The organism is Escherichia sp. E4702, assembly GCF_963883545.1.
In the GTDB taxonomy this organism is placed as follows: Bacteria; Pseudomonadota; Gammaproteobacteria; order Enterobacterales; family Enterobacteriaceae; genus Escherichia.
This window is the reverse complement of sequence record NZ_CAWORF010000011.1, coordinates 189,747-212,822: the sequence shown is the minus strand read 5'-3', so window position 1 is coordinate 212,822 and position 23,076 is coordinate 189,747. Positions and strand designations below refer to the sequence as shown.

At 51.0% G+C, this 23,076-nt stretch carries 23 protein-coding genes and 1 tRNA gene; 10 read left to right on the top strand and 14 right to left on the bottom strand.

The annotated features are described in order from the left end of the window. Positions 1-64 precede the first annotated feature (64 nt). The 4 genes from AACU94_RS05415 to yejF are packed head-to-tail and all read left to right on the top strand — an operon-like array spanning position 65 to position 5,590. Positions 65-1,879, top strand: coding sequence for an extracellular solute-binding protein (locus tag AACU94_RS05415; RefSeq protein WP_135489064.1), 1,815 nt, complete (start codon positions 65-67; stop codon positions 1,877-1,879). Beyond that, entirely contained in the window at positions 1,880-2,974 is a 1,095-nt protein-coding gene (locus tag AACU94_RS05410; RefSeq protein ID WP_135489063.1) for a microcin C ABC transporter permease YejB, read from the top strand. After that, positions 2,974-3,999, top strand: a complete 1,026-nt coding sequence (locus AACU94_RS05405) for an ABC transporter permease (RefSeq protein WP_000088924.1) — start codon at positions 2,974-2,976, stop codon at positions 3,997-3,999. Before AACU94_RS05410 ends, AACU94_RS05405 begins: the two co-directional genes overlap by 1 nt. A gap of 1 nt (position 4,000) precedes the next feature. Further along, a complete protein-coding gene (gene yejF / locus AACU94_RS05400) occupies positions 4,001-5,590 on the top strand; it encodes a microcin C ABC transporter ATP-binding protein YejF (protein WP_135489062.1) in 1,590 nt (529 codons plus the stop codon). Positions 5,591-5,593: 3 nt separating this feature from the next. Here yejF and AACU94_RS05395 read toward each other — a convergent pair whose 3' ends face one another. From AACU94_RS05395 to rsuA, 3 genes are all read right to left on the bottom strand, one after another. After that, the gene (locus AACU94_RS05395) at positions 5,594-5,938 is read right to left on the bottom strand and encodes a YejG family protein (RefSeq protein ID WP_064526789.1); all 345 of its coding nucleotides are present in this window, start codon (positions 5,936-5,938) and stop codon (positions 5,594-5,596) included. 332 nt (positions 5,939-6,270) lie between these two features. Continuing rightward, positions 6,271-7,461, bottom strand: a complete 1,191-nt coding sequence (bcr, locus tag AACU94_RS05390; protein WP_000213385.1) for a multidrug efflux MFS transporter Bcr — start codon at positions 7,459-7,461, stop codon at positions 6,271-6,273. A 27-nt stretch (positions 7,462-7,488) separates the two neighbouring features. Next, positions 7,489-8,184 carry a 16S rRNA pseudouridine(516) synthase RsuA gene (rsuA, locus tag AACU94_RS05385; RefSeq protein ID WP_130207114.1) on the bottom strand — a complete coding sequence of 232 codons (696 nt, stop codon included), beginning with the start codon at positions 8,182-8,184 and terminating at the stop codon, positions 7,489-7,491. Between the two features lie 149 nt (positions 8,185-8,333). Here rsuA and AACU94_RS05380 point away from each other — a divergent pair, with 149 nt between their 5' ends. Together AACU94_RS05380 and rplY are read left to right on the top strand one after the other, a co-directional pair. Continuing rightward, positions 8,334-10,094: a DEAD/DEAH box helicase gene (locus AACU94_RS05380; RefSeq protein WP_135489061.1), complete on the top strand. Its 1,761-nt coding sequence runs from the start codon at positions 8,334-8,336 to the stop codon at positions 10,092-10,094. 124 nt (positions 10,095-10,218) lie between these two features. Beyond that, positions 10,219-10,503 carry a 50S ribosomal protein L25 gene (gene rplY, locus AACU94_RS05375; protein WP_000494183.1) on the top strand — a complete coding sequence of 95 codons (285 nt, stop codon included), beginning with the start codon at positions 10,219-10,221 and terminating at the stop codon, positions 10,501-10,503. Positions 10,504-10,578: 75 nt separating this feature from the next. Here the strand turns inward: rplY and AACU94_RS05370 are convergent, their stop codons facing one another. The 5 genes from AACU94_RS05370 to yejK form a co-directional block, all read right to left on the bottom strand. Continuing rightward, positions 10,579-10,989, bottom strand: a complete 411-nt coding sequence (locus AACU94_RS05370; protein ID WP_135410179.1) for a cytochrome c3 family protein — start codon at positions 10,987-10,989, stop codon at positions 10,579-10,581. Next, on the bottom strand, positions 10,986-11,642 hold the full coding sequence (locus tag AACU94_RS05365) for an FAD-binding protein (protein ID WP_276606033.1): 657 nt from the start codon (positions 11,640-11,642) through the stop codon (positions 10,986-10,988). Before AACU94_RS05365 ends, AACU94_RS05370 begins: the two co-directional genes overlap by 4 nt. 17 nt (positions 11,643-11,659) lie before the next feature. After that, entirely contained in the window at positions 11,660-12,625 is a 966-nt protein-coding gene (locus AACU94_RS05360; protein WP_276606032.1) for an FAD-dependent oxidoreductase, read from the bottom strand. A 93-nt stretch (positions 12,626-12,718) separates the two neighbouring features. Beyond that, positions 12,719-13,303 carry a NapC/NirT family cytochrome c gene (locus tag AACU94_RS05355; RefSeq protein WP_130221894.1) on the bottom strand — a complete coding sequence of 195 codons (585 nt, stop codon included), beginning with the start codon at positions 13,301-13,303 and terminating at the stop codon, positions 12,719-12,721. 378 nt (positions 13,304-13,681) lie between these two features. Further along, complete coding sequence (yejK, locus tag AACU94_RS05350; protein ID WP_130207118.1) at positions 13,682-14,689, bottom strand: nucleoid-associated protein YejK; 1,008 nt, start codon at positions 14,687-14,689, stop codon at positions 13,682-13,684. A 181-nt stretch (positions 14,690-14,870) separates the two neighbouring features. On the opposite strand from yejK, the gene AACU94_RS05345 reads away from it, so the two are divergent. The 4 genes from AACU94_RS05345 (at position 14,871) to narP (ending at position 17,859) form a co-directional block, all read left to right on the top strand. Continuing rightward, positions 14,871-15,098, top strand: a complete 228-nt coding sequence (locus AACU94_RS05345; protein ID WP_001135667.1) for a YejL family protein — start codon at positions 14,871-14,873, stop codon at positions 15,096-15,098. 19 nt (positions 15,099-15,117) lie between these two features. Further along, the gene (gene yejM / locus AACU94_RS05340) at positions 15,118-16,878 is read left to right on the top strand and encodes an LPS biosynthesis-modulating metalloenzyme YejM (RefSeq protein ID WP_135489060.1); all 1,761 of its coding nucleotides are present in this window, start codon (positions 15,118-15,120) and stop codon (positions 16,876-16,878) included. A gap of 74 nt (positions 16,879-16,952) precedes the next feature. Further along, positions 16,953-17,029: transfer RNA gene (locus tag AACU94_RS05335), tRNA-Pro, on the top strand. 182 nt (positions 17,030-17,211) lie between these two features. Further along, a complete protein-coding gene (gene narP, locus AACU94_RS05330; RefSeq protein ID WP_064526779.1) occupies positions 17,212-17,859 on the top strand; it encodes a nitrate/nitrite response regulator protein NarP in 648 nt (215 codons plus the stop codon). Positions 17,860-18,072: 213 nt separating this feature from the next. Here the strand turns inward: narP and ccmH are convergent, their stop codons facing one another. Genes ccmH through ccmC form a run of 6 tightly spaced genes read right to left on the bottom strand, consistent with a single transcriptional unit; the run spans position 18,073 to position 23,035 of the window. After that, positions 18,073-19,125 (bottom strand): cytochrome c-type biogenesis thiol:disulfide oxidoreductase CcmH, encoded by a 1,053-nt coding sequence (ccmH, locus tag AACU94_RS05325; RefSeq protein WP_135489059.1) that lies wholly within the window; start codon positions 19,123-19,125, stop codon positions 18,073-18,075. Continuing rightward, on the bottom strand, positions 19,122-19,679 hold the full coding sequence (gene dsbE, locus AACU94_RS05320) for a thiol:disulfide interchange protein DsbE (RefSeq protein ID WP_033545454.1): 558 nt from the start codon (positions 19,677-19,679) through the stop codon (positions 19,122-19,124). The genes ccmH and dsbE overlap by 4 nt, the downstream gene beginning before the upstream one ends. Beyond that, entirely contained in the window at positions 19,676-21,619 is a 1,944-nt protein-coding gene (gene ccmF / locus AACU94_RS05315; protein WP_130257503.1) for a cytochrome c-type biogenesis heme lyase CcmF, read from the bottom strand. Before ccmF ends, dsbE begins: the two co-directional genes overlap by 4 nt. Beyond that, a complete protein-coding gene (gene ccmE, locus AACU94_RS05310; protein WP_135489058.1) occupies positions 21,616-22,095 on the bottom strand; it encodes a cytochrome c maturation protein CcmE in 480 nt (159 codons plus the stop codon). The genes ccmF and ccmE overlap by 4 nt, the downstream gene beginning before the upstream one ends. Then, positions 22,092-22,301, bottom strand: coding sequence for a heme exporter protein CcmD (gene ccmD / locus AACU94_RS05305; RefSeq protein WP_130217080.1), 210 nt, complete (start codon positions 22,299-22,301; stop codon positions 22,092-22,094). The genes ccmE and ccmD overlap by 4 nt, the downstream gene beginning before the upstream one ends. Then, entirely contained in the window at positions 22,298-23,035 is a 738-nt protein-coding gene (gene ccmC, locus AACU94_RS05300) for a heme exporter protein CcmC (RefSeq protein WP_001295447.1), read from the bottom strand. The genes ccmD and ccmC overlap by 4 nt, the downstream gene beginning before the upstream one ends. Between the last annotated feature and the right edge of the window lie 41 nt (positions 23,036-23,076).

Genomic DNA, 23,076 nt, shown 5'->3' with positions numbered 1-23,076 from the left:
TATTATTCATAGTTGAAGCATGCCGGATTGCGGCTAATGATGAGTAAAAGGAAATCCGTTGCAGATGATTGTGCGCATACTGCTGCTGTTTATCACCCTGTTCACCTTCGGTGCGCAGGCGCAAGCTATCAAGGAAAGCTATGCCTTTGCGGTGCTGGGAGAACCCCGGTATGCTTTTAATTTCAACCATTTTGATTATGTGAATCCCGCTGCGCCGAAGGGCGGGCAAATAACGTTATCCTCCATTGGTACCTTCGATAATTTTAACCGCTATGCACTACGCGGAAACCCCGGCGCACGCACCGAGCAACTGTACGACACGCTATTTACCACTTCCGATGACGAACCCGGCAGTTATTACCCGCTGATTGCCGAAAGCGCACGCTATGCTGAAGATTATTCCTGGGTAGAAGTCGCTATCAATCCGCGCGCCCGTTTTCATGATGGTTCGCCGATTACCGCGCGCGACGTTGAGTTTACTTTTCAAAAATTTATGACCGAGGGCGTGCCGCAGTTTCGCCTGGTATACAAAGGCACAACGGTCAAAGCCATAGCGCCATTAACCGTGCGTATTGAATTAGCCAAACCAGGCAAAGAAGATATGCTGAGTCTGTTTTCGCTGCCGGTATTTCCAGAAAAGTACTGGAAGGATCATAAACTTAGCGACCCGCTCTCTACGCCTCCGCTTGCCAGTGGTCCGTACCGCATTACATCCTGGAAAATGGGCCAGAATATTGTTTATTCTCGCGTTAAAGATTACTGGGCGGCCGATTTACCGGTAAATCGTGGTCGCTGGAATTTCGATACCATTCGCTACGATTATTATCTCGACGATAATGTTGCCTTCGAAGCGTTTAAAGCTGGTGCCTTTGATTTACGCATGGAAAACGACGCCAAAAACTGGGCCACGCGCTATACCGGTAAGAATTTCGATAAAAAATACATTATCAAAGATGAGCAAAAGAACGAATCAGCCCAGGATACGCGCTGGCTGGCGTTTAATATTCAACGACCGGTATTCAGCGATCGCCGGGTCCGGGAAGCCATCACCCTCGCCTTTGACTTTGAATGGATGAATAAGGCGTTGTTTTACAATGCCTGGAGTCGCACGAACAGTTATTTTCAGAATACCGAATACGCGGCCAGAAATTACCCCGACGCCGCTGAGCTGGTGCTTCTGGCGCCAATGAAAAAAGATCTACCGCCAGAAGTGTTCACGCAAATCTACCAGCCACCAGTGTCCAAAGGCGATGGCTACGACCGTGACAACCTGTTAAATGCCGATAAACTTCTCAACGATGCCGGCTGGGTGCTGAAGGGTCAGCAACGCGTTAATGCCACCACAGGCCAGCCACTCAGCTTTGAATTATTGCTTCCTGCAAGCAGCAATAGTCAGTGGGTATTGCCGTTCCAACATAGCCTGCAACGGCTGGGTATCAACATGGACATTCGCAAGGTGGATAACTCGCAAATCACCAACCGAATGCGCAGCCGCGACTATGACATGATGCCGCGCGTGTGGCGGGCGATGCCGTGGCCCAGTTCCGATTTACAGATTTCCTGGTCATCGGAATATATCAACTCCACTTATAATGCCCCCGGCGTGCAAAGCCCGGTTATCGACTCGCTAATTAACCAAATTATTGCCGCGCAGGGAAATAAAGAAAAATTACTGCCTCTGGGGCGCGCCCTGGATCGCGTATTAACGTGGAATTATTACATGTTGCCGATGTGGTACATGGCGGAAGACCGTCTCGCCTGGTGGGATAAATTCTCCCAGCCGGCCGTGCGCCCCATCTATAGCCTCGGTATCGATACCTGGTGGTATGACGTCAATAAAGCGGCCAAACTGCCGTCCGCCAGCAAACAGGGAGAGTAGATGGGCGCTTACCTGATTCGCCGTCTGTTGCTGGTTATCCCAACATTATGGGCGATTATCACCATCAACTTTTTCATCGTGCAAATTGCGCCTAGCGGTCCCGTCGACCAGGCCATCGCCGCCATTGAGTTTGGTCATGCCGGAGTATTACCCGGCGCAGGCGGCGAAGGCGTTCGTGCCAGCCATGCGCAAACGGGCGTCGGCAATATCAGCGACAGTAATTACCGTGGCGGACGCGGGTTAGATCCAGAAGTGATCGCTGAGATCACCCATCGCTACGGTTTCGATAAGCCGATCCACGAACGTTACTTCAAAATGCTTTGGGACTACATTCGCTTTGATTTTGGCGACAGCCTGTTTCGCAGCGCTTCGGTGCTGACGCTGATTAAAGACAGTCTGCCTGTTTCCATCACCCTAGGATTGTGGAGCACGCTGATTATCTATCTGGTGTCGATTCCGCTGGGTATTCGCAAAGCCGTTTATAACGGCAGCCGCTTTGACGTCTGGAGTAGCGCATTTATCATCATCGGCTACGCCATTCCAGCCTTTTTGTTCGCCATCCTGCTGATTGTCTTCTTCGCGGGCGGCAGCTATTTCGACCTGTTCCCTCTACGCGGCCTGGTTTCCGCTAACTTTGATTCGCTGCCGTGGTATCAGAAAATCACCGATTATCTGTGGCATATCACGCTGCCGGTGCTGGCGACAGTGATTGGTGGCTTTGCGGCGCTGACCATGCTGACAAAAAACTCATTCCTTGATGAAGTGCGTAAGCAATACGTGGTGACCGCGCGTGCGAAAGGGGTAAGTGAGAAAAATATTCTCTGGAAACATATGTTCCGCAACGCCATGCTGCTGGTGATTGCCGGTTTTCCGGCGACTTTTATCAGCATGTTTTTCACCGGCTCGCTGCTGATTGAGGTGATGTTTTCGCTCAATGGCCTCGGTTTACTGGGCTACGAAGCGACTGTCTCGCGCGATTATCCGGTGATGTTTGGCACCCTGTACATTTTCACCCTGATTGGCCTGCTGCTGAATATTGTCAGCGATATCAGCTATACGCTGGTCGATCCTCGTATTGATTTTGAGGGACGCTAATGTCGCGACTCAGCCCCGTCAATCAGGCCCGTTGGGCGCGTTTTCGTCATAACCGTCGCGGCTACTGGTCGTTATGGATTTTTCTCGTTTTGTTTGGTTTGAGTTTGTGCTCTGAACTGATCGCCAACGATAAACCGTTGCTGGTGCGTTATGACGGCAGTTGGTATTTCCCGTTATTGAAAAACTACAGCGAAAGCGATTTTGGCGGCCCGCTGGCAAGTCAGGCTGATTATCAGGACCCGTGGCTGAAACAACGGCTGGAAAATAACGGCTGGGTACTGTGGGCACCGATTCGCTTTGGTGCTACCAGTATCAACTTTTCCACCGACAAGCCCTTCCCCTCCCCACCTTCCCGGCAAAACTGGCTGGGAACGGATGCCAACGGTGGCGATGTGCTGGCGCGCATTCTGTATGGCACGCGGATCTCGGTTCTGTTTGGTCTGATGTTGACACTCTGCTCCAGTGTAATGGGCGTGCTGGCGGGGGCGCTGCAAGGTTATTACGGCGGTAAAGTCGATCTCTGGGGGCAACGCTTTATTGAAGTATGGTCGGGGATGCCGACGCTGTTTTTGATTATTCTGCTTTCCAGCGTCGTACAGCCTAACTTCTGGTGGCTGCTGGCAATTACTGTCTTGTTTGGCTGGATGAGTCTGGTCGGCGTGGTGCGGGCGGAGTTTTTACGTACCCGTAATTTCGACTACATCCGCGCGGCGCAGGCGCTTGGCGTCAGCGATCGCAGTATTATCCTGCGTCATATGTTGCCTAATGCCATGGTCGCGACCCTCACCTTTTTACCGTTTATTTTATGTAGTTCGATAACCACCCTGACCTCGCTCGATTTCCTCGGCTTCGGTCTGCCGCTCGGTTCACCATCACTCGGCGAACTGCTGCTACAAGGGAAAAATAACCTTCAGGCTCCGTGGCTTGGGATCACTGCCTTCTTGTCGGTGGCGATATTGTTGTCTTTGCTGATCTTTATTGGTGAAGCCGTCCGCGACGCATTTGATCCTAATAAGGCGGTGTAGCATGACGCAAACTCTGTTAGCGATTGAAAATTTGTCGGTGGGTTTTCGCCATCAGCAAACTGTTCGTACCGTAGTGAATGATGTTTCACTACACATTGAGGCTGGCGAAACGCTGGCGCTGGTGGGTGAGTCAGGTTCTGGCAAAAGCGTTACCGCGCTGTCAATTTTACGTCTGCTCCCTTCCCCGCCGGTTGAATATCTCTCTGGCGATATCCGTTTTCATGGAGAATCGCTGCTTCATGCCAACGAGCAAACATTGCGTGGCGTGCGGGGAAATAAGATTGCCATGATTTTCCAGGAGCCGATGGTGTCATTAAACCCATTGCATACCCTGGAAAAACAGCTTTATGAAGTGCTTTCACTCCACCGCGGAATGCGTCGGGAAGCGGCTCGTGGCGAAATTCTTAACTGCCTTGATCGCGTCGGTATCCGTCAGGCGGCAAAACGGCTGACAGATTACCCGCATCAGCTCTCCGGCGGCGAACGCCAGCGGGTGATGATTGCGATGGCGCTGTTAACGCGACCGGAATTATTAATTGCCGATGAACCAACCACCGCACTGGACGTCTCTGTCCAGGCGCAGATTTTGCAGCTTTTGCGCGAACTGCAAGGCGAGCTGAATATGGGCATGCTGTTTATTACTCATAACCTCAGCATTGTCAGAAAACTGGCCCACCGTGTGGCGGTAATGCAAAACGGTCGCAGTGTGGAGCAAAATAACGCCGTTACGCTCTTTGCCTCCCCTGAACATCCTTATACACAAAAGCTACTCAACAGCGAACCGTCAGGCGACCCGGTGCCGTTGCCAGAAGCGGCCTCAACGTTGCTTGATGTTGAACAGCTTCAGGTCGCCTTCCCCATTCGCAAAGGGCTCCTGAAGCGCGTCGTCGATCATAATGTGGTGGTGAAAAGCGTCAGTTTTACGCTACGGGCGGGTGAAACGCTGGGTTTAGTGGGCGAGTCCGGTTCCGGCAAAAGCACAACGGGGCTGGCGCTACTGCGGTTGATTAACTCTCAGGGCAGCATCGTCTTTGACGGTCAGCCATTACAAAATTTAAATCGCCGCCAGCTATTACCAATCCGCCATCGCATTCAGGTGGTATTTCAGGATCCAAACTCCTCGCTCAACCCACGACTCAACGTGTTGCAGATTATTGAGGAAGGCTTACGGGTTCACCAGCCGACGCTCTCTGCCGTGCAACGCGAAGAACAAGTGATAGCAGTGATGCATGAAGTGGGGTTAGATCCTGAAACGCGCCACCGTTATCCGGCGGAGTTCTCGGGTGGTCAGCGGCAACGTATTGCGATTGCCAGGGCATTGATTCTTAAGCCTTCGCTGATCATTCTTGATGAACCAACATCATCGCTCGACAAAACGGTACAGGCGCAAATATTGACGCTATTGAAATCATTGCAACAAAAGCATCAACTGGCCTATTTGTTTATCAGCCATGATTTGCACGTTGTCCGCGCGTTGTGTCATCAGGTTATCGTGCTGCGACAGGGAGAAGTGGTGGAACAAGGACCGTGCGCGCGCGTGTTTGCCGCACCGCAGCAGGAGTATACGCGTCAGCTACTGGCGTTGAGCTAATGCTTAAAATGGATTGTAGTTTGAGAAGGGTTCGGCAATTGCCACACCAAAATTTTTCAATCGGCATGTTGCAGCAAACTCGTCCTGGCGATTTACAAACAGGCACGGCTCACCTTCGCACTCGAGAACAGAGCACGGAACTTCAATATCGCTTAATGCCTGACTTAGTTTGTACATCACCGACCATGCGTTATCGCCATCCGGGCTAAGTAATTTAAGCGCCACCAGGCTGTTGTCGCCGCACTGTCCATTTTGCGGAATCGGTTCAACTTTCGAACCTGCGAAACCAGCAGACCAACGATAGTTCTGCGGCAGTCGATGGACGATTGAGAGTTGTAATGAAGTCACTTATTTTCCCCGGAAGCACATTTACTTCACAATTTATTTACATTAATTTTAACACATCATCAACAATCTGTCCTTCAACAGATCGTAAAGATTGATGCCTCGCCTGCGTGGCCGCTATTGTTCTGATTTAAATGATATCTGCGGGCGTGGTCACGTTTGCGGGGCTATATGTACCCGTTTCTGCGATCTAACTCAACCTTTTTAACTACAATGATGTGACTTTTTACATAAATTGAGTTTACATAAAATAAACATATATCGGGGGAATGATAGATTTGCGGTTGACATGCATCAACAAAGGAAGCCTTTTAGCTTCCCCGTTGTGCAATAGATCACCGTTTTTTCGGTCGACTGGCGTAAAGACAGAAGAGAATGGAACTAGTCGCACAGAAAGCAATGGACCAGATCATTGGCCATGCAGAGTTAAACGTCGCCAGCGAAAGCAGTGCGCCAACAATGGCGCCAATACCAAAACGGAAGGTTCCTGCCAGCGACGACGCAGTTCCCGCCATATGGGGGAACTCATCCAGAATGACCGCCATCGCGTTAGAAGACACCATCGATACGCAGCCCACAAACGCCGCAACGCCAACCACCAGCGACCAGAATCCCAGCCCCAGTAGCGCGCTGATAACCATCCACGCCGCCATAATAAATTGTATCCATAACCCCGAGCGGAACATATTTAACGCGCCAATACGGCGAACGAAACGGCTGTTAAAGATGGTCATCACGAACAGGAAAACAATGTTTAGCGCAAAGTAATAACCAAAGTTTTCCGGCGCAACGTGGTTGATTTCAATGTAGACAAACGGTCCAGCGCTTAAGAACGAGAACATCCCGGCAAAGCTGAAACCACTGGCCAGCATATAACTCAGGACACGCTTATGGCGGAACAGCGCAGCAAAGTTACCGATAGTGGTACGAATGTGGAACGGTTGGCGACGCTCCGGCGGTAACGTTTCTTTGATCAGGAAGAAGATCATTGCCGAAGCCAGAATTGCCGCCACAGCGAGGATCCAGAAGATGTAATGCCAGCTCAACCACACCAGCACCCAACCGCCAACAATCGGTGCCATCAACGGTGCAATGGTGGTCACCAGCATGACAAACGACATCATCCGCGAGAACTCTTCTTTCGGGTAGATATCGCGCATCAAAGCGTTGATAACCACGCTGGCCGCAGCCGCAGCCAGACCGTGGAAGAAACGCATCACAATCAGCTGATCGATGGTTTGCGCCAGCGCGCACGCCACCGCCGCCGCGGCAAACACCAGCGTACCACCGAGGACAACCGGCTTGCGCCCGAAGCTATCCGCCATCGGCCCGTAGATTAACTGCCCCAACGCAAAACCCAGAATATAAGTACTCAGGGTCATCTGCGTGCTGCCCGCTGGCACACCAAACTGCGCTGAAATCACTGGCAGCGCGGGCAGATACATATCAATCGACAGCGGCATTAACATGGCCAAAAGGCCAAGGATAAAGACAATAGCAAACGACGAATGCTGTCGAGTGGTCACAACGGGCTCCTGAATAAAATGAAAGTGTTAACCGACGCTGGCAATTTCTTCTGCAGTTAATGGACGATATTCACCTGGGGCTAAATCTTCATCCAGAGTAATACCGCCAATGCGTTCACGATGCAGCTCAACCACGTGGTTACCCACGGCGGCGAACATGCGTTTCACCTGATGATAACGCCCTTCACTGATGGTCAGACGGACCTGCGTAGGGGTAATCACTTCCAGCACCGCTGGCTTAGTGAGATCTTTTTCGTTATGCAGCTGTACGCCTTTAGCAAATTGCTCTGCCGTATCGTCAGCTACGGGTGATTCAAGCGTCACCAGATAGGTCTTCTCGCAATGATGACGCGGAGAAGTAATGCGATGCGACCACTGACCGTCGTCAGTCATCAGCACCAGACCGGTGGTATCAATATCCAACCGCCCCGCCGCGTGCAGTTTCCACGCCACAGGTTCATCCAGAAAATAGAGCACCGTTGGGTGATCCGGGTCATCAGTTGAGCAAACATAGCCCTGGGGCTTGTTGAGCATGAAATAACGCGGGCCGTGTTGCTGCGCCAGCGGATTGCCGTCATAAGCTACATCGTGCTCAGGGAGCAGTTTGAACGCTGCATTGCGGACGATTTCGCCATCGACGGTGACACGATTGCCGCGGATTTCACGCCCGGCAATAGCACGGCTAACACCGAGTTGCTGTGCGATAAATTTATCAAGTCGCATGTGTGTGATTTTGCCTGTAAAAAACGGAGGTCGGGCATAGACCCGAAAATCAGAACTGTTGTCTGCCCAGTATAGCGGTCTAATAACTTCCCTCAAGGGAAAAAGATCCGTGGCATACTATTAGCAGATTAATCTACCTACGCTAAACCATGATTTTTACACTTCGTCCATACCAGCAAGAAGCCGTGGATGCCACGCTCAACCATTTTCGTCGTCATAAAACCCCTGCCGTTATCGTGCTGCCTACCGGAGCAGGTAAAAGCCTGGTGATTGCCGAACTGGCACGGCTGGCGCGTGGTCGAGTTCTGGTGCTGGCACACGTCAAAGAACTGGTGGCGCAGAACCATGCTAAATACCAGGCGTTGGGGCTGGAAGCCGATATTTTTGCCGCCGGGCTAAAACGCAAGGAGAGCTACGGTAAAGTAGTATTTGGCAGCGTGCAATCGGTCGCCCGTAATCTTGATGCCTTTCAGGGTGAATTTTCGCTGTTGATTGTCGATGAATGCCACCGTATTGGTGACGACGAAGAGAGCCAGTATCAGCAAATCCTCACTCACCTGACAAAAGTGAATCCCCACTTACGCCTGCTGGGGCTGACTGCCACGCCTTTTCGACTGGGCAAAGGCTGGATTTATCAGTTCCATTATCACGGCATGGTACGCGGCGATGAGAAAGCCCTTTTCCGTGACTGCATTTATGAGCTGCCGCTGCGTTATATGATTAAACACGGCTATCTGACGCCACCAGAACGGCTGGATATGCCGGTAGTGCAATACGATTTCAGCCGCTTGCAGGCACAGAGTAACGGGCTGTTCAGCGAAGCTGATCTCAACCGCGAGCTGAAAAAACAGCAACGCATTACACCGCACATCATCAGCCAGATTATGGAGTTCGCCGAAAAGCGTAAAGGGGTGATGATTTTCGCCGCGACGGTTGAACACGCAAAAGAGATTGTCGGTTTGCTACCCGCAGAAGATGCTGCACTGATTACTGGCGACACGCCCGGCGCTGAGCGCGATGTATTAATTGAAAATTTTAAAGCCCAGCGTTTTCGCTATCTGGTCAACGTTGCGGTGCTGACCACCGGATTTGACGCCCCGCACGTCGATCTTATCGCCATTCTGCGCCCTACCGAATCAGTGAGTCTTTACCAACAAATTGTCGGGCGCGGTCTGCGTCTGGCGCCGGGTAAAACAGATTGCTTAATTCTCGATTATGCGGGCAATCCTCATGACCTCTACGCACCGGAAGTTGGTACACCGAAAGGCAAAAGTGACAACGTTCCGGTACAGGTTTTCTGCCCTGCCTGCGGTTTTGCCAACACCTTTTGGGGCAAAACGACCGCCGACGGGACATTGATTGAACACTTTGGTCGCCGCTGTCAGGGATGGTTTGAAGATGACGACGGCCATCGCGAACAGTGTGACTTCCGTTTCCGTTTTAAAAATTGCCCGCAATGTAACGCGGAAAACGATATTGCCGCCCGCCGTTGCCGCGAATGTGACACCATTCTGGTTGACCCGGATGATATGTTAAAAGCGGCGCTACGACTGAAAGACGCCCTGGTATTACGCTGTAGCGGCATGTCTTTGCAGCATGGGCACGACGAGAAAGGCGAATGGTTGAAAATCACCTATTACGATGAAGACGGCGCTGATGTGAGTGAGCGTTTCCGTCTGCAAACGCCCGCCCAGCGTACTGCCTTCGAACAGCTTTTTATCCGCCCGCATACGCGTACACCGGGCATCCCTTTGCGTTGGATCACCGCTGCCGATATCCTCGCCCAACAAGCCTTATTGCGCCATCCGGATTTTGTCGTCGCACGAATGAAAGGCCAGTACTGGCAGGTGCGTGAAAAAATATTCGATTACGAAGGTCGTTTTCGGCGGGCGCACGAATTACGCGGTTAATGGTAGTTTTGATTGATGTATAAGGCGATTGAGTATAGAATCTCGCCCGCTTTTGCATACGCAAAGCAGATCACTTACCTGTTGCTGGGTCGCCTGTAGCAGGAATCATTTAAGAGAGAAAGAAATGTTTACTATCAACGCAGAAGTACGTAAAGAGCAGGGTAAGGGTGCGAGCCGCCGCCTGCGTGCCGCTAACAAGTTCCCAGCAATCATCTACGGTGGCAAAGAAGCGCCGCTGGCTATCGAGCTGGATCACGACAAAGTCATGAACATGCAAGCTAAAGCTGAATTCTACAGCGAAGTTCTGACCATCGTTGTTGACGGTAAAGAAATCAAAGTTAAAGCTCAGGACGTACAGCGTCATCCGTACAAACCGAAGCTGCAGCACATCGACTTCGTTCGCGCTTAATTGCTGAATAAGTTGAACAAAAGAAAACGGCCTTTACGGGCCGTTTTCTTTTTTAGCGACTGACAAATACCTGCACTACTTAATCTTCACATCAAACTGATGGCAGTTGTTGCAATAGAGTGGCTGTGGTTCCTTCTCATGTGACGTATGGCATACCGTACAGCGAATTTCCCCGCCATGAGAGTCATGGAAAGAAGCAACTCGTGTTTTACCCGACTCCGGATACTCTTTTAACACTGAGTTACCTTCTGAATCCTTCTTACCATGATAATAACGCTCACCAGGCGCATGGCAGCTAACGCACGTTGGCGTCATATTCTTGTTGGCTTTAACATCATCAACATGGCAGTTATTACATTCCAGACCAATGGTCTTGTGCATTTTCATGCCAACAATCTCTTGTGCACTGGCAGAAACCATACCGATAACGGTGCACATTACGCCAGCAAGAATGATTGTGACAATGTTCTTCAATAGCTTGCTCATTTGCCACCTCCCTGTGCCTGCATTCTGGTGCTTATAATATGTTTCGCTGCCATACGTCCCGACGTCAACGCAAAGCCAGAAGCCGATCCTTCAAGTACCAAATCATAGGAGCTGTCATACAGACCGCCCATATCCTGCCCGACAACATACAGACCCGGGATAATCTTCTCATTGGTATCGTAGACCTGCAGATCGCTGTTCATTTTCAAACCACCCAGCGTCAGGAAATAAGCCCGAATACCTTTCACGGCGTAATACGGTCCTTTATCCTGAAATTTAAACAGATGCTCTTTCTTGCGCCCCCAGTCAGGATCGAAACCTTCATCCGTATACTTGTTTACTTTCGCAATCGTCGCTTTCAGATTGTCTGCAGGAACATTGATCTGTTTTGCCAGATCGTCCAACGTTTCACCTTTAAACAACCACCCTTCTTTCATGCCGATCTCGATCGCCTGATCCAGCGCCTTCATCGGTTGCCCTGGCAACACAATGGCGTTAAACGGCGTGACCGGCCCTTCGTTAACCATCTTCTGACGCATTGCGTCATCCCAGACGGAATACATGACTCCGCCATTCATGGTGATAGCGTTATAAACGAGGGTAAAACTGGAACCGAGTGACTCATCAAAGAAACGCTCGCCTTGTCGGTTAATCCACAGGAATGGCTGGCTTAATGATGTTCTGGCCTGTTTTTGGTAATCCGCGCCATTAAACTGACGGATAGGAGGGTCTTGATCGACATATGGCTATTGCCAGCAATGGTTTGCATCCCGGCAGTATCAGCGCCAATGTCTTGCCCCATTTTGATACCATCGCCTTCGCGTCCATCAATCAGGGGGCCACGTAGTTTGACCGGCACCATGTTTTTCTGATTCACATCGGTGATGTATTTTTCAATCATGTCACGGTTGTTGGCAAAACCACCGGTCGCCACAATCACACCTTTACCATAGGCAATGATTTTTTCCCCTGTTACGCTATTAACCGCTTCGACGCCAACGACATCACCGCTTTGTTTATCGCGAATAATCTTCTTAACAGGAGTTTCGGTGTAGATTTGACCACCGCCATCAAGGATCTTCTTGTAAAAGCTTTTAGTAACAGATGCACCGTTATGCTTATACATATGCCAGGTCCATAATGAATCTGACTGAGGATAAATGGTGGTTTTTAAGGTCGTAAACTCAACGCCATTACTGGCAACCCAATCAATGGTTTCGCCTGAGTTTTTCATTAATGCGTGCAATGCACTGGCATTGGCTCGCCAGTGATGGAAATCGATCGCCTTACCAAAGGCTTGATTTAGCGTGGCACCTTTCCCCTCTTTTTTCTGCATAAGGGTGCCAATGCCTAAACTGCCTTCAGGATAAACGCCTGCCCCTCCAAGGCTTGGTAGTTTTTCAAAAATAACAACCTTGGCTCCGCCCTGTACTGCAGTCAACCCTGCGGACATGCCAGAAAGCCCACCGCCAATAACAACAACATCTGTTTGGATTATTCTCTCACTAACTGGTTCGACGGATGGATTCGACAGATTGATATGCGGGATCTTATTCATATTTCTGTCAGCATAGGCGCTTAGGGAAAGCGCCGTTAATACCCCAGCTAATAAGAATCCCCTTTTTAGTTTCCTCATAACATGGTCCTTTTGCATAAAAATTTAAATCAACATGAAACCCTTCTTGTTTTTATTTGAAACCAAACAGACATGACATTCATGTATTAATGACTAATGCACTGCTGTTGCAACTGCTGGTAATTTATGTGCAATGCCGGCATGACAATCAATACATGTTTTCCCCTCTTTAAGAGAAGCCTCATGGAACGGCGCCATAAATTTTTTCTGTAATTTAGAAATATCGTGGCAGTTTCTGCACTCCTGCGAATTATTTGCTTTCATTCTTGCCCATTCCGCTTTTGCCATTTCACCACGATGTGCATCGAATTTTTCAGCCGTATCAATTACGCCTGTCATATGACCCCAAACCTCTTTAACGGCGTGGGCTTTTCTGATCATCTTAGGGACAAATTCATCAGGAATATGGCAATCGGCACAAGCGACCTTCACGCCAGTACGATTACTGCCATGAATGGATTTTTTGAAGCTCTCGGTGAGGATGTTGTCTTTCATTTCATGACAACCCAGGCAAAAGCTGTCAGTGCTTGTGTTGTGAATGACCGTGTTCATGACGACAAATAAACAGCCACTGAATACAATGAGGGTAAAGATAAAACATACCAGTAACTTTCTGGTTAAAGAGAACGTTTTTTTCGGTCGACAACACTTTTTATCTTCAGGATTTTCTTGCTCCATGCGGTGAATCCTTAAAATCATTCATACGATTAATATAATGAGTCAAACATAACGGCAATAATATTGACATTAAAAATATATTTGCATTTTATATAGGCAAAGCAAATAACAAAATATAACGCCAGGAAAACTCAATATAATTAAACAGAATGTTTTTTCCAGTGTTACAGCTCACAAAAAACGGCGGAAATAGTTACCAGACCGATTTATTATCGAATAAAGAGGAAGAGAAAAATATTTACTGCAACACTTAATATGATAACAGAGAAAATATTTTCGAATGAAAGGTCAATCAGCAAGTTATCTTACTCACTGATTGACAAGAATTGTGATTACCCCGCAACTGTTTCTCTAAAAAGAAACATTCGCGTTGGAGATTTAGTTCCCGCCAGACGTCCGGCGCTGCAATTGATCGCGCAAATTCGGCGGCGTACCTTTAATGGTCAGCGTATCGGTCGCCGGGTCCCAGAAAATCCGTTCGCCTAACAGCATCGCATCAAAGTTAATGGTCAAACCACCGCCGCTACCGGCAAACTTCGTCAACTGACGCAGCGTGCTGCGGTCTGCCGGGAAGCTCTCTTCCAGTTCGTACCCTTTTTCAGCAGCAAACTCCGTGAAGCTGACTTCGCTGACGCCCGCCAACTCTTTTGACAGCGACTCCAGTTCAATCTCCTCACCCGCCTGCAATTGCTCATTACAATAGCTATAAACTTGCTGGCGAACGTTCTGCCGTTCTGCTTTATCCAGTTGCGCTTCTGCGGTGAAGTCGTCGACCGCTTGCAACAGACCGCGGTTTTGCGCTTTGGCGTTCAACCCTTCGCTGGCACCGAGGAAATCCATAAAGAAATCCGCCACTTTGCGTCCGACTCGCCCTTTCAGGAAAGTCAGGTAGCGTGTCGATTCCGGATTGGTTTCCCACTCAGTTAAATCAATACGCGCCACAATATCCGCATGATTGATATCAAGATAATGGGTCGGGTTGATGTCGAGATTTTCGTTGACGCGCATACTGCTTAGATTGCTCAGCACGCAAATCAGCAAATACTCAACTGCCAGATAACGATAGTGGCAAAACAGGACGAAACCGCCATCAGCAAAAGGATATTTCGCCAGTTCGTCACGCAGGCGACCGGTTGCCGCACGGCTAAATGCCAGAAAGTCCTCTTCGCCCTGACGCTGTAGGCGCAGCGTCTGCGCCAGTTCACTCTCTTCGCTGAACAATCCGTAGGCTTTGTTCTTGGCGCTATAGACCCGATGCAGCTCTGCCACCATCTCAACGACGGTTTCCGTCGGTTCCAGCAATGAATCGCGCAACACCAGCTCAAGGTTCTGCTCATCACGCTTGATAAGCTGGTGCAGAGCAATCTGGTTGATATCCAGACTCATGATAAACTCTCCTTTAAGACCGGGCGGTATTCAACCACCACCGGTAAAGCGACGCAATAAAAGTTGGCGGCCATTTTACAGAAGGCTGCGTAAGGAGAATGATTGAAAGCATAAAAAAGCAGAAAAAAAACCGTTGCTACGGTAATATGTTGCCCTTTCATCAACTAACTGATTTCGATTTATGCCACAAATTTCCCGCTACAGTGATGAACAGGTTGAACAATTGCTCGCAGAGCTGCTCAACGTACTGGAAAAACATAAGGCTCCGACCGACCTTTCCCTGATGGTGTTAGGCAACATGGTCACTAACCTTATCAATACCAGCATTGCCCCGGCTCAACGCCAGGCAATTGCCAACTCTTTTGCCCGCGCTTTGCAGTCCTCGATCAACGAAGACAAAGCGCACTAAGGGAAACAGATAACAGGTTATGGTAACTCATCGTCAGCGCTACCGTGAAAAAGTCTCCCAGATGGTCAGCTGGGGGCACTGGTTTGCACTGTTCAACATTCTGCTCTCACTTGTCATTGGCAGTCGTTACCTGTTTATCGCCGACTGGCCGACAACGCTTGCGGGTCGTATTTATTCCTATGTAAGCATTATCGGCCACTTCAGCTTTCTGGTGTTCGCCACCTACTTGCTGATCCTCTTCCCGCTGACCTTTATCGTCGGCTCACAGAGGCTAATGAGGTTTTTGTCCGTCATTCTGGCCACTGTGGGAATGACGCTGTTACTGATCGACAGCGAAGTCTTTACCCGTTTCCATCTCCATCTTAACCCCATCGTCTGGCAGTTGGTTATCAATCCGGACGAGAATGAGATGGCGCGCGACTGGCAGCTAATGTTTATCAGCGTGCCAGTTATTTTATTGATTGAACTGGTGTTTGCGACGTGGAGCTGGCAAAAGCTGCGCAGTCTGACGCGTCGTCGACGCTTCGCCCGTCCGCTGGCCGCATTCTTATTTATCGCCTTTATCGCCTCACACATGGTGTATATCTGGGCCGATGCTAACTTCTATCGCCCTATCACCATGCAGCGCGCTAACCTGCCGCTTTCGTACCCGATGACGGCGCGACGTTTTCTTGAGAAGCATGGTCTGCTTGATGCGCAGGAGTATCAACGCCGTCTGATCGAGCAAGGCAATCCAGACGCTGTTTCCGTACAGTATCCGTTAAGCGAATTGCGCTACCGCGATATGGGCACCGGGCAAAATGTGTTGTTGATTACTGTCGATGGCCTGAACTACTCACGCTACGAGAAGCAGATGCCTGCACTGGCGGGTTTTGCCGAACAAAATATTTCGTTCACGCGCCATATGAGTTCCGGCAACACCACCGACAACGGTATCTTTGGCTTGTTCTATGGCATCTCGCCAAGCTATATGGACGGTATTCTGTCGACCCGTACGCCTGCGGCGTTAATTACCGCGCTCAACCAGCAAGGCTATCAGTTGGGCTTATTCTCGTCAGATGGCTTTACCAGTCCGCTGTATCGCCAGGCATTGTTGTCAGACTTCTCCATGCCGAGCGTACATACACAATCCGATGAGCAGACCGCCACGCAGTGGATCAACTGGCTTGGCCGCTACGCGCAAGAAGATAACCGCTGGTTCTCGTGGGTATCTTTCAATGGCACCAATATTGACGACAGCAATCAGCAAGCATTTGCCCGGAAATATAGCCGCGCAGCTGGTAATGTCGATGACCAGATCAATCGCGTCCTGAATGCGTTACGTGAATCCGGGAAACTGGACAACACGGTGGTGATTATCACTGCTGGTCGCGGCATTCCGCTGAGCGAAGATGAAGAAACCTTTGACTGGTCACGTGGCCATCTTCAGGTGCCATTAGTCATTCACTGGCCAGGCACACCGGCACAGCGTATTAATGCCTTGACCGATCATACTGATCTTATGACCACGCTGATGCAACGCCTGCTACACGTCAGTACGCCTGCCAGCGAATACTCACAAGGTCAGGACTTGTTCAACCCTGAGCGCCGTCATTACTGGGTAACAGCCGCGGATAACGATACGCTGGCAATTACCACACCGAAAATGACGCTAGTACTGAACAATAACGGTAAATACCGCACTTACAACTTACGTGGTGAAAGAGTGAGAGACGAAAAACCACAGTTGAGTTTGTTATTGCAGGTGCTGACAGACGAGAAGCGTTTTATCGCTAACTGATTAATTATAAATCAGTTAGCAAAATATCTTACTTGCAATCGGTGTGGAAAACGGTAGTATAAGCAGCCACGAGTCGGCACGTAGCGCAGCCTGGTAGCGCACCGTCATGGGGTGTCGGGGGTCGGAGGTTCAAATCCTCTCGTGCCGACCAAAATCCCAAGAAAACCAACCGCAAAGGTTGGTTTTTTTATATCTACGTCATTCCCCTTCTACCCACACTTACAGTTTTCACTACATGCCCATACATAAAATGGGGTAACATTCACGCGCCTGGTAGCGTAACCAACGCTACGCTCAAACATAATGATTCTAATAAAACCTCAGGAGACTACTATGCCTGAAGCAACGCCTTTTCAGGTGCTGATTGTGGATGATCATCCACTTATGCGACGCGGTGTTCGTCAGTTACTGGAGCTTGACCCTGGCTTTGAAGTGGTCGCCGAAGCAGGCGACGGCGCTAGTGCTATCGATCTGGCGAATAGACTGGATATCGACGTGATCTTGCTGGATCTCAATATGAAAGGTATGAGTGGCCTGGATACCCTCAATGCCTTGCGCAGGGATGGCGTTACCGCGCAAATTATAATCCTGACCGTTTCAGATGCCTCCAGCGATATCTTTGCATTGATAGACGCAGGCGCTGACGGTTATCTGTTGAAAGATAGCGATCCGGAAGTGTTGCTGGAAGCGATTCGCGCCGGAGCAAAAGGTAGCAAAGTCTTTAGTGAACGCGTAAGTCAGTACTTACGCGAGCGTGAAATGTTTGGCGCTGAAGAAGACCCCTTCAGCGTGCTAACGGAGCGTGAATTAGATGTTCTGCACGAACTGGCACAAGGACTGTCCAATAAGCAGATCGCTTCGGTACTGAATATTTCTGAGCAGACGGTAAAAGTCCATATCCGCAATCTGCTGCGTAAACTCAACGTCCGCTCACGCGTGGCGGCCACCATTCTGTTCCTGCAACAACGCGGGGCGCAATAAAAAAATAGCCCGATGGATTTACCATCGGGCTGATATTGATGACAAACGCAAAACTGCCTGATGCGCTACGCTTATCAGGCCTACGCGGATCGAGTAATGTATTAAATTCGCACGATTTTGTAGGTCGGATGAGGCGTTTACGCCGCATCCGGTATAAACAAAGCGCACTTTGTTATCAATCTGGCCCCGATGGCATCACCATCGGGCTTCTTCTTATTTACTTTCGTGTGGTGATAAATGCTGCATCGCCTGCGCGATACTGCGTTCAATCACCGCACGGCGAGTATCGTTAGCAGGTAAGAGTTTCAACATCATCTCCCACGCGGCAACGGCTTCGCCAAATCGCTGCTGCTCAAAGGCATTAAACGCATACATGCTTAACACACGGATATTGCTATGGTCCGTTCTCACCAACTGACGCAGCAGTTCGCCGCCGAGGCGGTTGTCGCTGGGATCAGATGAACGTGTCAACGCTTCCGCATAACCCAGTGCGGCATCACTGTTCTTCGGATCGAGGCGATACGCAGTAGCATATGCATCGGTCGCGATACTGGCGTTACCCAGCGCCATGCCAACGCGGCCCAACATAATCCAGCCTTCTATATCTCCCGGATTTTTTTGCAGTTGAGTACGCATTCCCAGTGCAAGGCGCGACATCTCTTCTTCATTGAGCGGATCGGCTTTCGGATCCAGCGCCCTGTCCAGCAATGCCGGAGCCTGCGCCGTGGCCTGCTGCCAGATTTTTACCTGCTGATAATTGCCAGTCTGGTAGTAGCCGACACCTGCCACAATCAATGCCACAACAATACCCGGCAGGTAAACAGCAAATCCGGCACGCTTACCTTCCGGCACGCTTTGTTCAGGAAACTCCTCCACAACCAGCCGTACACGCCGCCGCGAGCGGGCATAAATAACCCAACCGCCGATACCAATAGCCACCACTGGCAGCACCCACAGCAAGACGGTCAGCGGCGTTAACGGCGGATCGTAAGTGACGAAGTTGCCGTAACGCGCCACCATATAATCGACAATCTCCTGCTTGCTTTTACCTTCCTGCATCAGTTCGTACACTTTCTGGCGCAGGTCGGTGGCAATCATCGAGTTGGAATCGGCAATGCTGTTGTTCTGGCATTTCGGGCAGCGCAGTTCTTCAGTGAGCTGACGGAACTGTTGTTCCTGTGCTTCATCTTTAAACTGCAACACATCGATGGTCGCCAGCGCTGAACCGGAGATCATCAGCATCAGCACACCCAATAAAAACCTCATTGTGCGGCCTCCTTACTGTATTTCTCCCACAGCGGCTTGATCTCTTCTTCCCAGACGCGAGGATTGAGATCGCCCGCATGGCGATAGCGAATGATGCCGTTGCCGTCAATAAGGAACGTTTCCGGCGCGCCATAGACACCGAGATCCAGCCCTAACATGCCGTCGCCATCAAACAGGCTTAGCGCGTAAGGATTGCCCAGCTCTTTCAGCCAGCTGATTGCCTTCTGGCGATCGTCTTTATAGTTCATGCCGACCACGCGAATGCCCTGCGCAGAAAGCTGATTCAGATATTGATGTTCCGCACGGCAGGTCGGACACCAGGTCGCCCAGACGTTAAGCAGCACCGGTTTGCCCTGAGTCAGCACATCCGCCTGATAAAACTGCCCCGGATTGTCCAGTGATTCGAGGCGAAATTTCGGCACAGGCTTGCCAATGAGCGCCGATTCCAGATTGGTCGGATCATCCCCTTCGGCATTACGCGCCAGCTGCCACAGCAGCGCCGCGGCAATCGCCAGGAAGATAATCAAAGGAAGTAACAATACTTTGCGCTTCATACAGCCTCCGGCGCAGTTTTTTGCGGGTTCACGCGCTTACGATAGCGAGGATCAAACAGACACAGCAGTCCGCCCAACGCCATCATCAGCCCGCCCGCCCAAATCCAGCGAACAAACGGTTTGTAGTAAAGACGCACAGCCCACGCGCCGTTTTCCAGCTCTTCACCGAGCGCCGCGTACAGGTCACGCGTGATGCCGCCGTCAATCGCCGCTTCGGTCATCATCGACCCGGCAGTGTTGTAATAACGTTTTTCCGCATACAGCACTGTTTCCGGTTTACCCTCTCGCGTTACGCCGATAGTCGCCACACCGCCACGCCAGTTCGGGCCAGTCACCTCTTTGACATCACGGAAGGTGAAGCGATATTCATGAATATCGACGCTATCGCCGGACTTCATGCGCACATCACGCTCAACGCTATAGTTCTGGCTAAAGGCAATGCCAACAATTGTCACCGCCAGCCCCAGGTGAGCCGCCACCATCCCCCAATAACTGAAGGTGGTTTTCGTGCCGCGTGAAATACGCAGCACAGCTTCCGCAATTGCCAGCACCGCAATCCAACAGGCCATTGCCAGGCCGAGCACCGTCATCGCCACAACTTTGCTTTCGAACAGCCACGGCAACAGCAGAGACAACACCAGCGTAGAGATGAAGGCGATAATCAACAAATTGCGGATTTTACGCGGTCGGTCGCGCCCCCAACGCACCAGCGGACCAATGCCCAGCACCAGTGCAAATGGCACCATCAGCCAGGTAAACATGCTGTTAAAGAACGGTTCGCCAATCGAAATGCTGCCCAGTCCCAGTTGCTTGTGCACCAGCGGTAGCAGCGTCCCCAGCAATACCACCAGCATCGCGGCGACCAGCAAAACGTTGTTCGCTAGCAGCAAAGATTCCCGCGACCACAGCGCATTGTTTACGCGTGAGCGAACTTTGTGTCCACGCGCGGCAAACAGCAGCAGCGAACCGCCAATCACCAGCACCATAAAGGCGAGGATAAACATACCGCGCGCCGGATCAGACGCAAACGCGTGTACCGATACCAGCACGCCAGAACGCACGAGGAAGGTCCCCAGCAGACACAGCGAGAAGGCACTGATTGCCAGCAGTAATGTCCACGCTTTGAAGCTGGCGCGTTGTTCAGTGACAGCCAGCGAGTGCATCAGCGCAGTCCCCACCAGCCACGGCATAAACGAGGCATTTTCTACCGGATCCCAGAACCACCAACCGCCCCAGCCGAGTTCGTAATAGGCCCACGCGGAACCGAGTACGATGCCGAGCGTCAGGAAGATCCACGCAGCCAGCGTCCACGGACGAGTAAAACGCGCATAAGTGCTGTCCAGACGCCCACTCAGCAAAGAAGCAATGGCAAAAGCAAATGCCACCGAGAAACCAACGTACCCCATATAAAGCAGAGGCGGATGGAAGATCAGCCCCGGATCCTGCAACAACGGGTTAAGGTCGCGCCCTTCAATCGGGAAGTTCGGCAATGTGCGTGAGAACGGGTTAGAGGTAAAGAGAATGAACAGCAAAAAGCCGACGCTGACCATCCCCATTACCGCCAGTACGCGCGCCACAATATCCAGCGGAATACGCTGGCTAAAAATCGCCACCGCAAACGTCCAGCCGCTCATTAGCAGCACCCACAGCAGTAGCGAACCTTCATGCGCCCCCCACGTGGCCGCCACGCGATACCACACCGGAAGCTGGGTATTGGAGTTACTGGCGACATAGGTGACGGTGAAGTCGTTTACCACAAAGGCGTTAACCAGCACCAGAAACGCGCCAGCCACGCACATAAACAGCAGCCAGGCAAACAGCCGGGAGGAGGCCATCATCCGCGCATCTCCACGCGCCACACCCCATAGCGGATAAACAGACAGCAAAAGTGCAATCCCTAACGCCAGGCACAGCAGTCCGTTACCAATTTCTGGCATCATGATGCGGGATCCTTATAAGAACTTGCCGGGCGACGATGGTTAGCATCCATCGCCTTTTCAACTTCTGGCGGCGTGTAGTTTTCGTCGTGTTTCGCCAGTACTTCTTTAGCGAGGATATGATTGCCTTTTTCCAGCTCGCCCTGAACCACAACGCCCTGCCCTTCACGGAACAGGTCCGGCAAAATGCCTTCGTAAGAGACATCCACTGAACCTTCAGCATCGTAAATGGTAAACGTCACTTTCAGTGAGTCAGGATCGCGCTGCACGCTACCCGGCATCACCATCCCGCCTACGCGCAGACGCTGACCGACTTCCGGCATCTGCTGCGTTTCACGCTTACCGTAGAGAATTTCTCCCGGTGTATAGAAAAGATCGATATTAGAGCGCAGCGCATACAGCACCAGACCGATGGTCAGCGCCAAACCTGCCAACACGGCGCAGGCAATCCACAAACGATTTTTACGGCGAATATTCATGCGGCCTCCTGCTGTTGCATGGCACGTAACCGCGCCTCACGCGCCCGCTGTTGCGCCACACCACGCAAAATTGCGCGATGCCGCATCACCGAGTGCACGACCAAAGCCACCAGCGGAATAACGGTCATCACCACCGCCAGCCAGACAAAAAAGGCGTAACCGCCCATTGCGAAAAATTCATTCCAGGAAGCAAATGCAGGGGTCATTTACGGCCTCTTTTCAGTATCAGTTCACTCACCCACGGACGGCGTTTTTCCATCAGCAAAATCAAATTGCGCATCCGCATTAGCGTCAGCGTGGCAGAAAGCAGCAGGAAGCCAAAAATCGACCAGCGCAGCGGCGAACGCATTGCCGGATCGATACTTTGCTGCATCCGCGTTGATCCCTGATGTAGGGTGTTCCACCACTCCACGGAATAATGAATAATCGGCAGATTCACCACGCCAATCAGCACCAGAATACCTGCCGCACGGCCCGCCAGACGGCGGTCGTCGAAGGCGTGCCACAGGGCAATCACACCAACATACAAAAACAGCAGCACCAGTTCAGAAGTCAGACGCGCGTCCCACACCCACCAGGTGCCCCACATCGGTTTTCCCCATGCAGAGCCGGTAACCAGGGCAATAAAAGTAAATACCGCGCCAATAGGCGCCATCGCCGCGACCGCCAGGTTAGCCATTTTCATCTGCCAGACAAGACCGATGAACGCCGCTACCGCCATCGAGGCATAAATACCCATCGACCAGATTGCCGCTGGCACATGTAGATAAATAATGCGGTAGCTATTTCCTTGCTGATAATCAGCCGGAGCAAAGCCGAATCCCCAGATCCAGCCGACGGTGAGCACGACCACACTGGCGATTGCCAGCCACGGTATAAACCAGCCACAGATTTGATATAACCGTGGAGGGATCGCCAGTTGATGTAGTGTTTTCCACATAGTTTCGATACCAGACTCGAACAAAAATCAGTAATCCAGCG

Coding starts and splice junctions, on each gene's coding strand:
- AACU94_RS05415 (WP_135489064.1), top strand. CDS start 65: ATGATTGTGCGCATACTGCTGCTGTTTATCACCCTGTTCACCTTCGGT.
- AACU94_RS05410 (WP_135489063.1), top strand. CDS start 1,880: ATGGGCGCTTACCTGATTCGCCGTCTGTTGCTGGTTATCCCAACATTA.
- AACU94_RS05405 (WP_000088924.1), top strand. CDS start 2,974: ATGTCGCGACTCAGCCCCGTCAATCAGGCCCGTTGGGCGCGTTTTCGT.
- yejF (WP_135489062.1), top strand. CDS start 4,001: ATGACGCAAACTCTGTTAGCGATTGAAAATTTGTCGGTGGGTTTTCGC.
- rsuA (WP_130207114.1), bottom strand. CDS start 8,184: ATGCGACTTGATAAATTTATCGCACAGCAACTCGGTGTTAGCCGTGCT.
- AACU94_RS05380 (WP_135489061.1), top strand. CDS start 8,334: ATGATTTTTACACTTCGTCCATACCAGCAAGAAGCCGTGGATGCCACG.
- rplY (WP_000494183.1), top strand. CDS start 10,219: ATGTTTACTATCAACGCAGAAGTACGTAAAGAGCAGGGTAAGGGTGCG.
- AACU94_RS05370 (WP_135410179.1), bottom strand. CDS start 10,989: ATGAGCAAGCTATTGAAGAACATTGTCACAATCATTCTTGCTGGCGTA.
- AACU94_RS05360 (WP_276606032.1), bottom strand. CDS start 12,625: ATGAGGAAACTAAAAAGGGGATTCTTATTAGCTGGGGTATTAACGGCG.
- AACU94_RS05355 (WP_130221894.1), bottom strand. CDS start 13,303: ATGGAGCAAGAAAATCCTGAAGATAAAAAGTGTTGTCGACCGAAAAAA.
- yejK (WP_130207118.1), bottom strand. CDS start 14,689: ATGAGTCTGGATATCAACCAGATTGCTCTGCACCAGCTTATCAAGCGT.
- AACU94_RS05345 (WP_001135667.1), top strand. CDS start 14,871: ATGCCACAAATTTCCCGCTACAGTGATGAACAGGTTGAACAATTGCTC.
- yejM (WP_135489060.1), top strand. CDS start 15,118: ATGGTAACTCATCGTCAGCGCTACCGTGAAAAAGTCTCCCAGATGGTC.
- narP (WP_064526779.1), top strand. CDS start 17,212: ATGCCTGAAGCAACGCCTTTTCAGGTGCTGATTGTGGATGATCATCCA.
- ccmH (WP_135489059.1), bottom strand. CDS start 19,125: ATGAGGTTTTTATTGGGTGTGCTGATGCTGATGATCTCCGGTTCAGCG.
- dsbE (WP_033545454.1), bottom strand. CDS start 19,679: ATGAAGCGCAAAGTATTGTTACTTCCTTTGATTATCTTCCTGGCGATT.
- ccmF (WP_130257503.1), bottom strand. CDS start 21,619: ATGATGCCAGAAATTGGTAACGGACTGCTGTGCCTGGCGTTAGGGATT.
- ccmE (WP_135489058.1), bottom strand. CDS start 22,095: ATGAATATTCGCCGTAAAAATCGTTTGTGGATTGCCTGCGCCGTGTTG.
- ccmD (WP_130217080.1), bottom strand. CDS start 22,301: ATGACCCCTGCATTTGCTTCCTGGAATGAATTTTTCGCAATGGGCGGT.
- ccmC (WP_001295447.1), bottom strand. CDS start 23,035: ATGTGGAAAACACTACATCAACTGGCGATCCCTCCACGGTTATATCAA.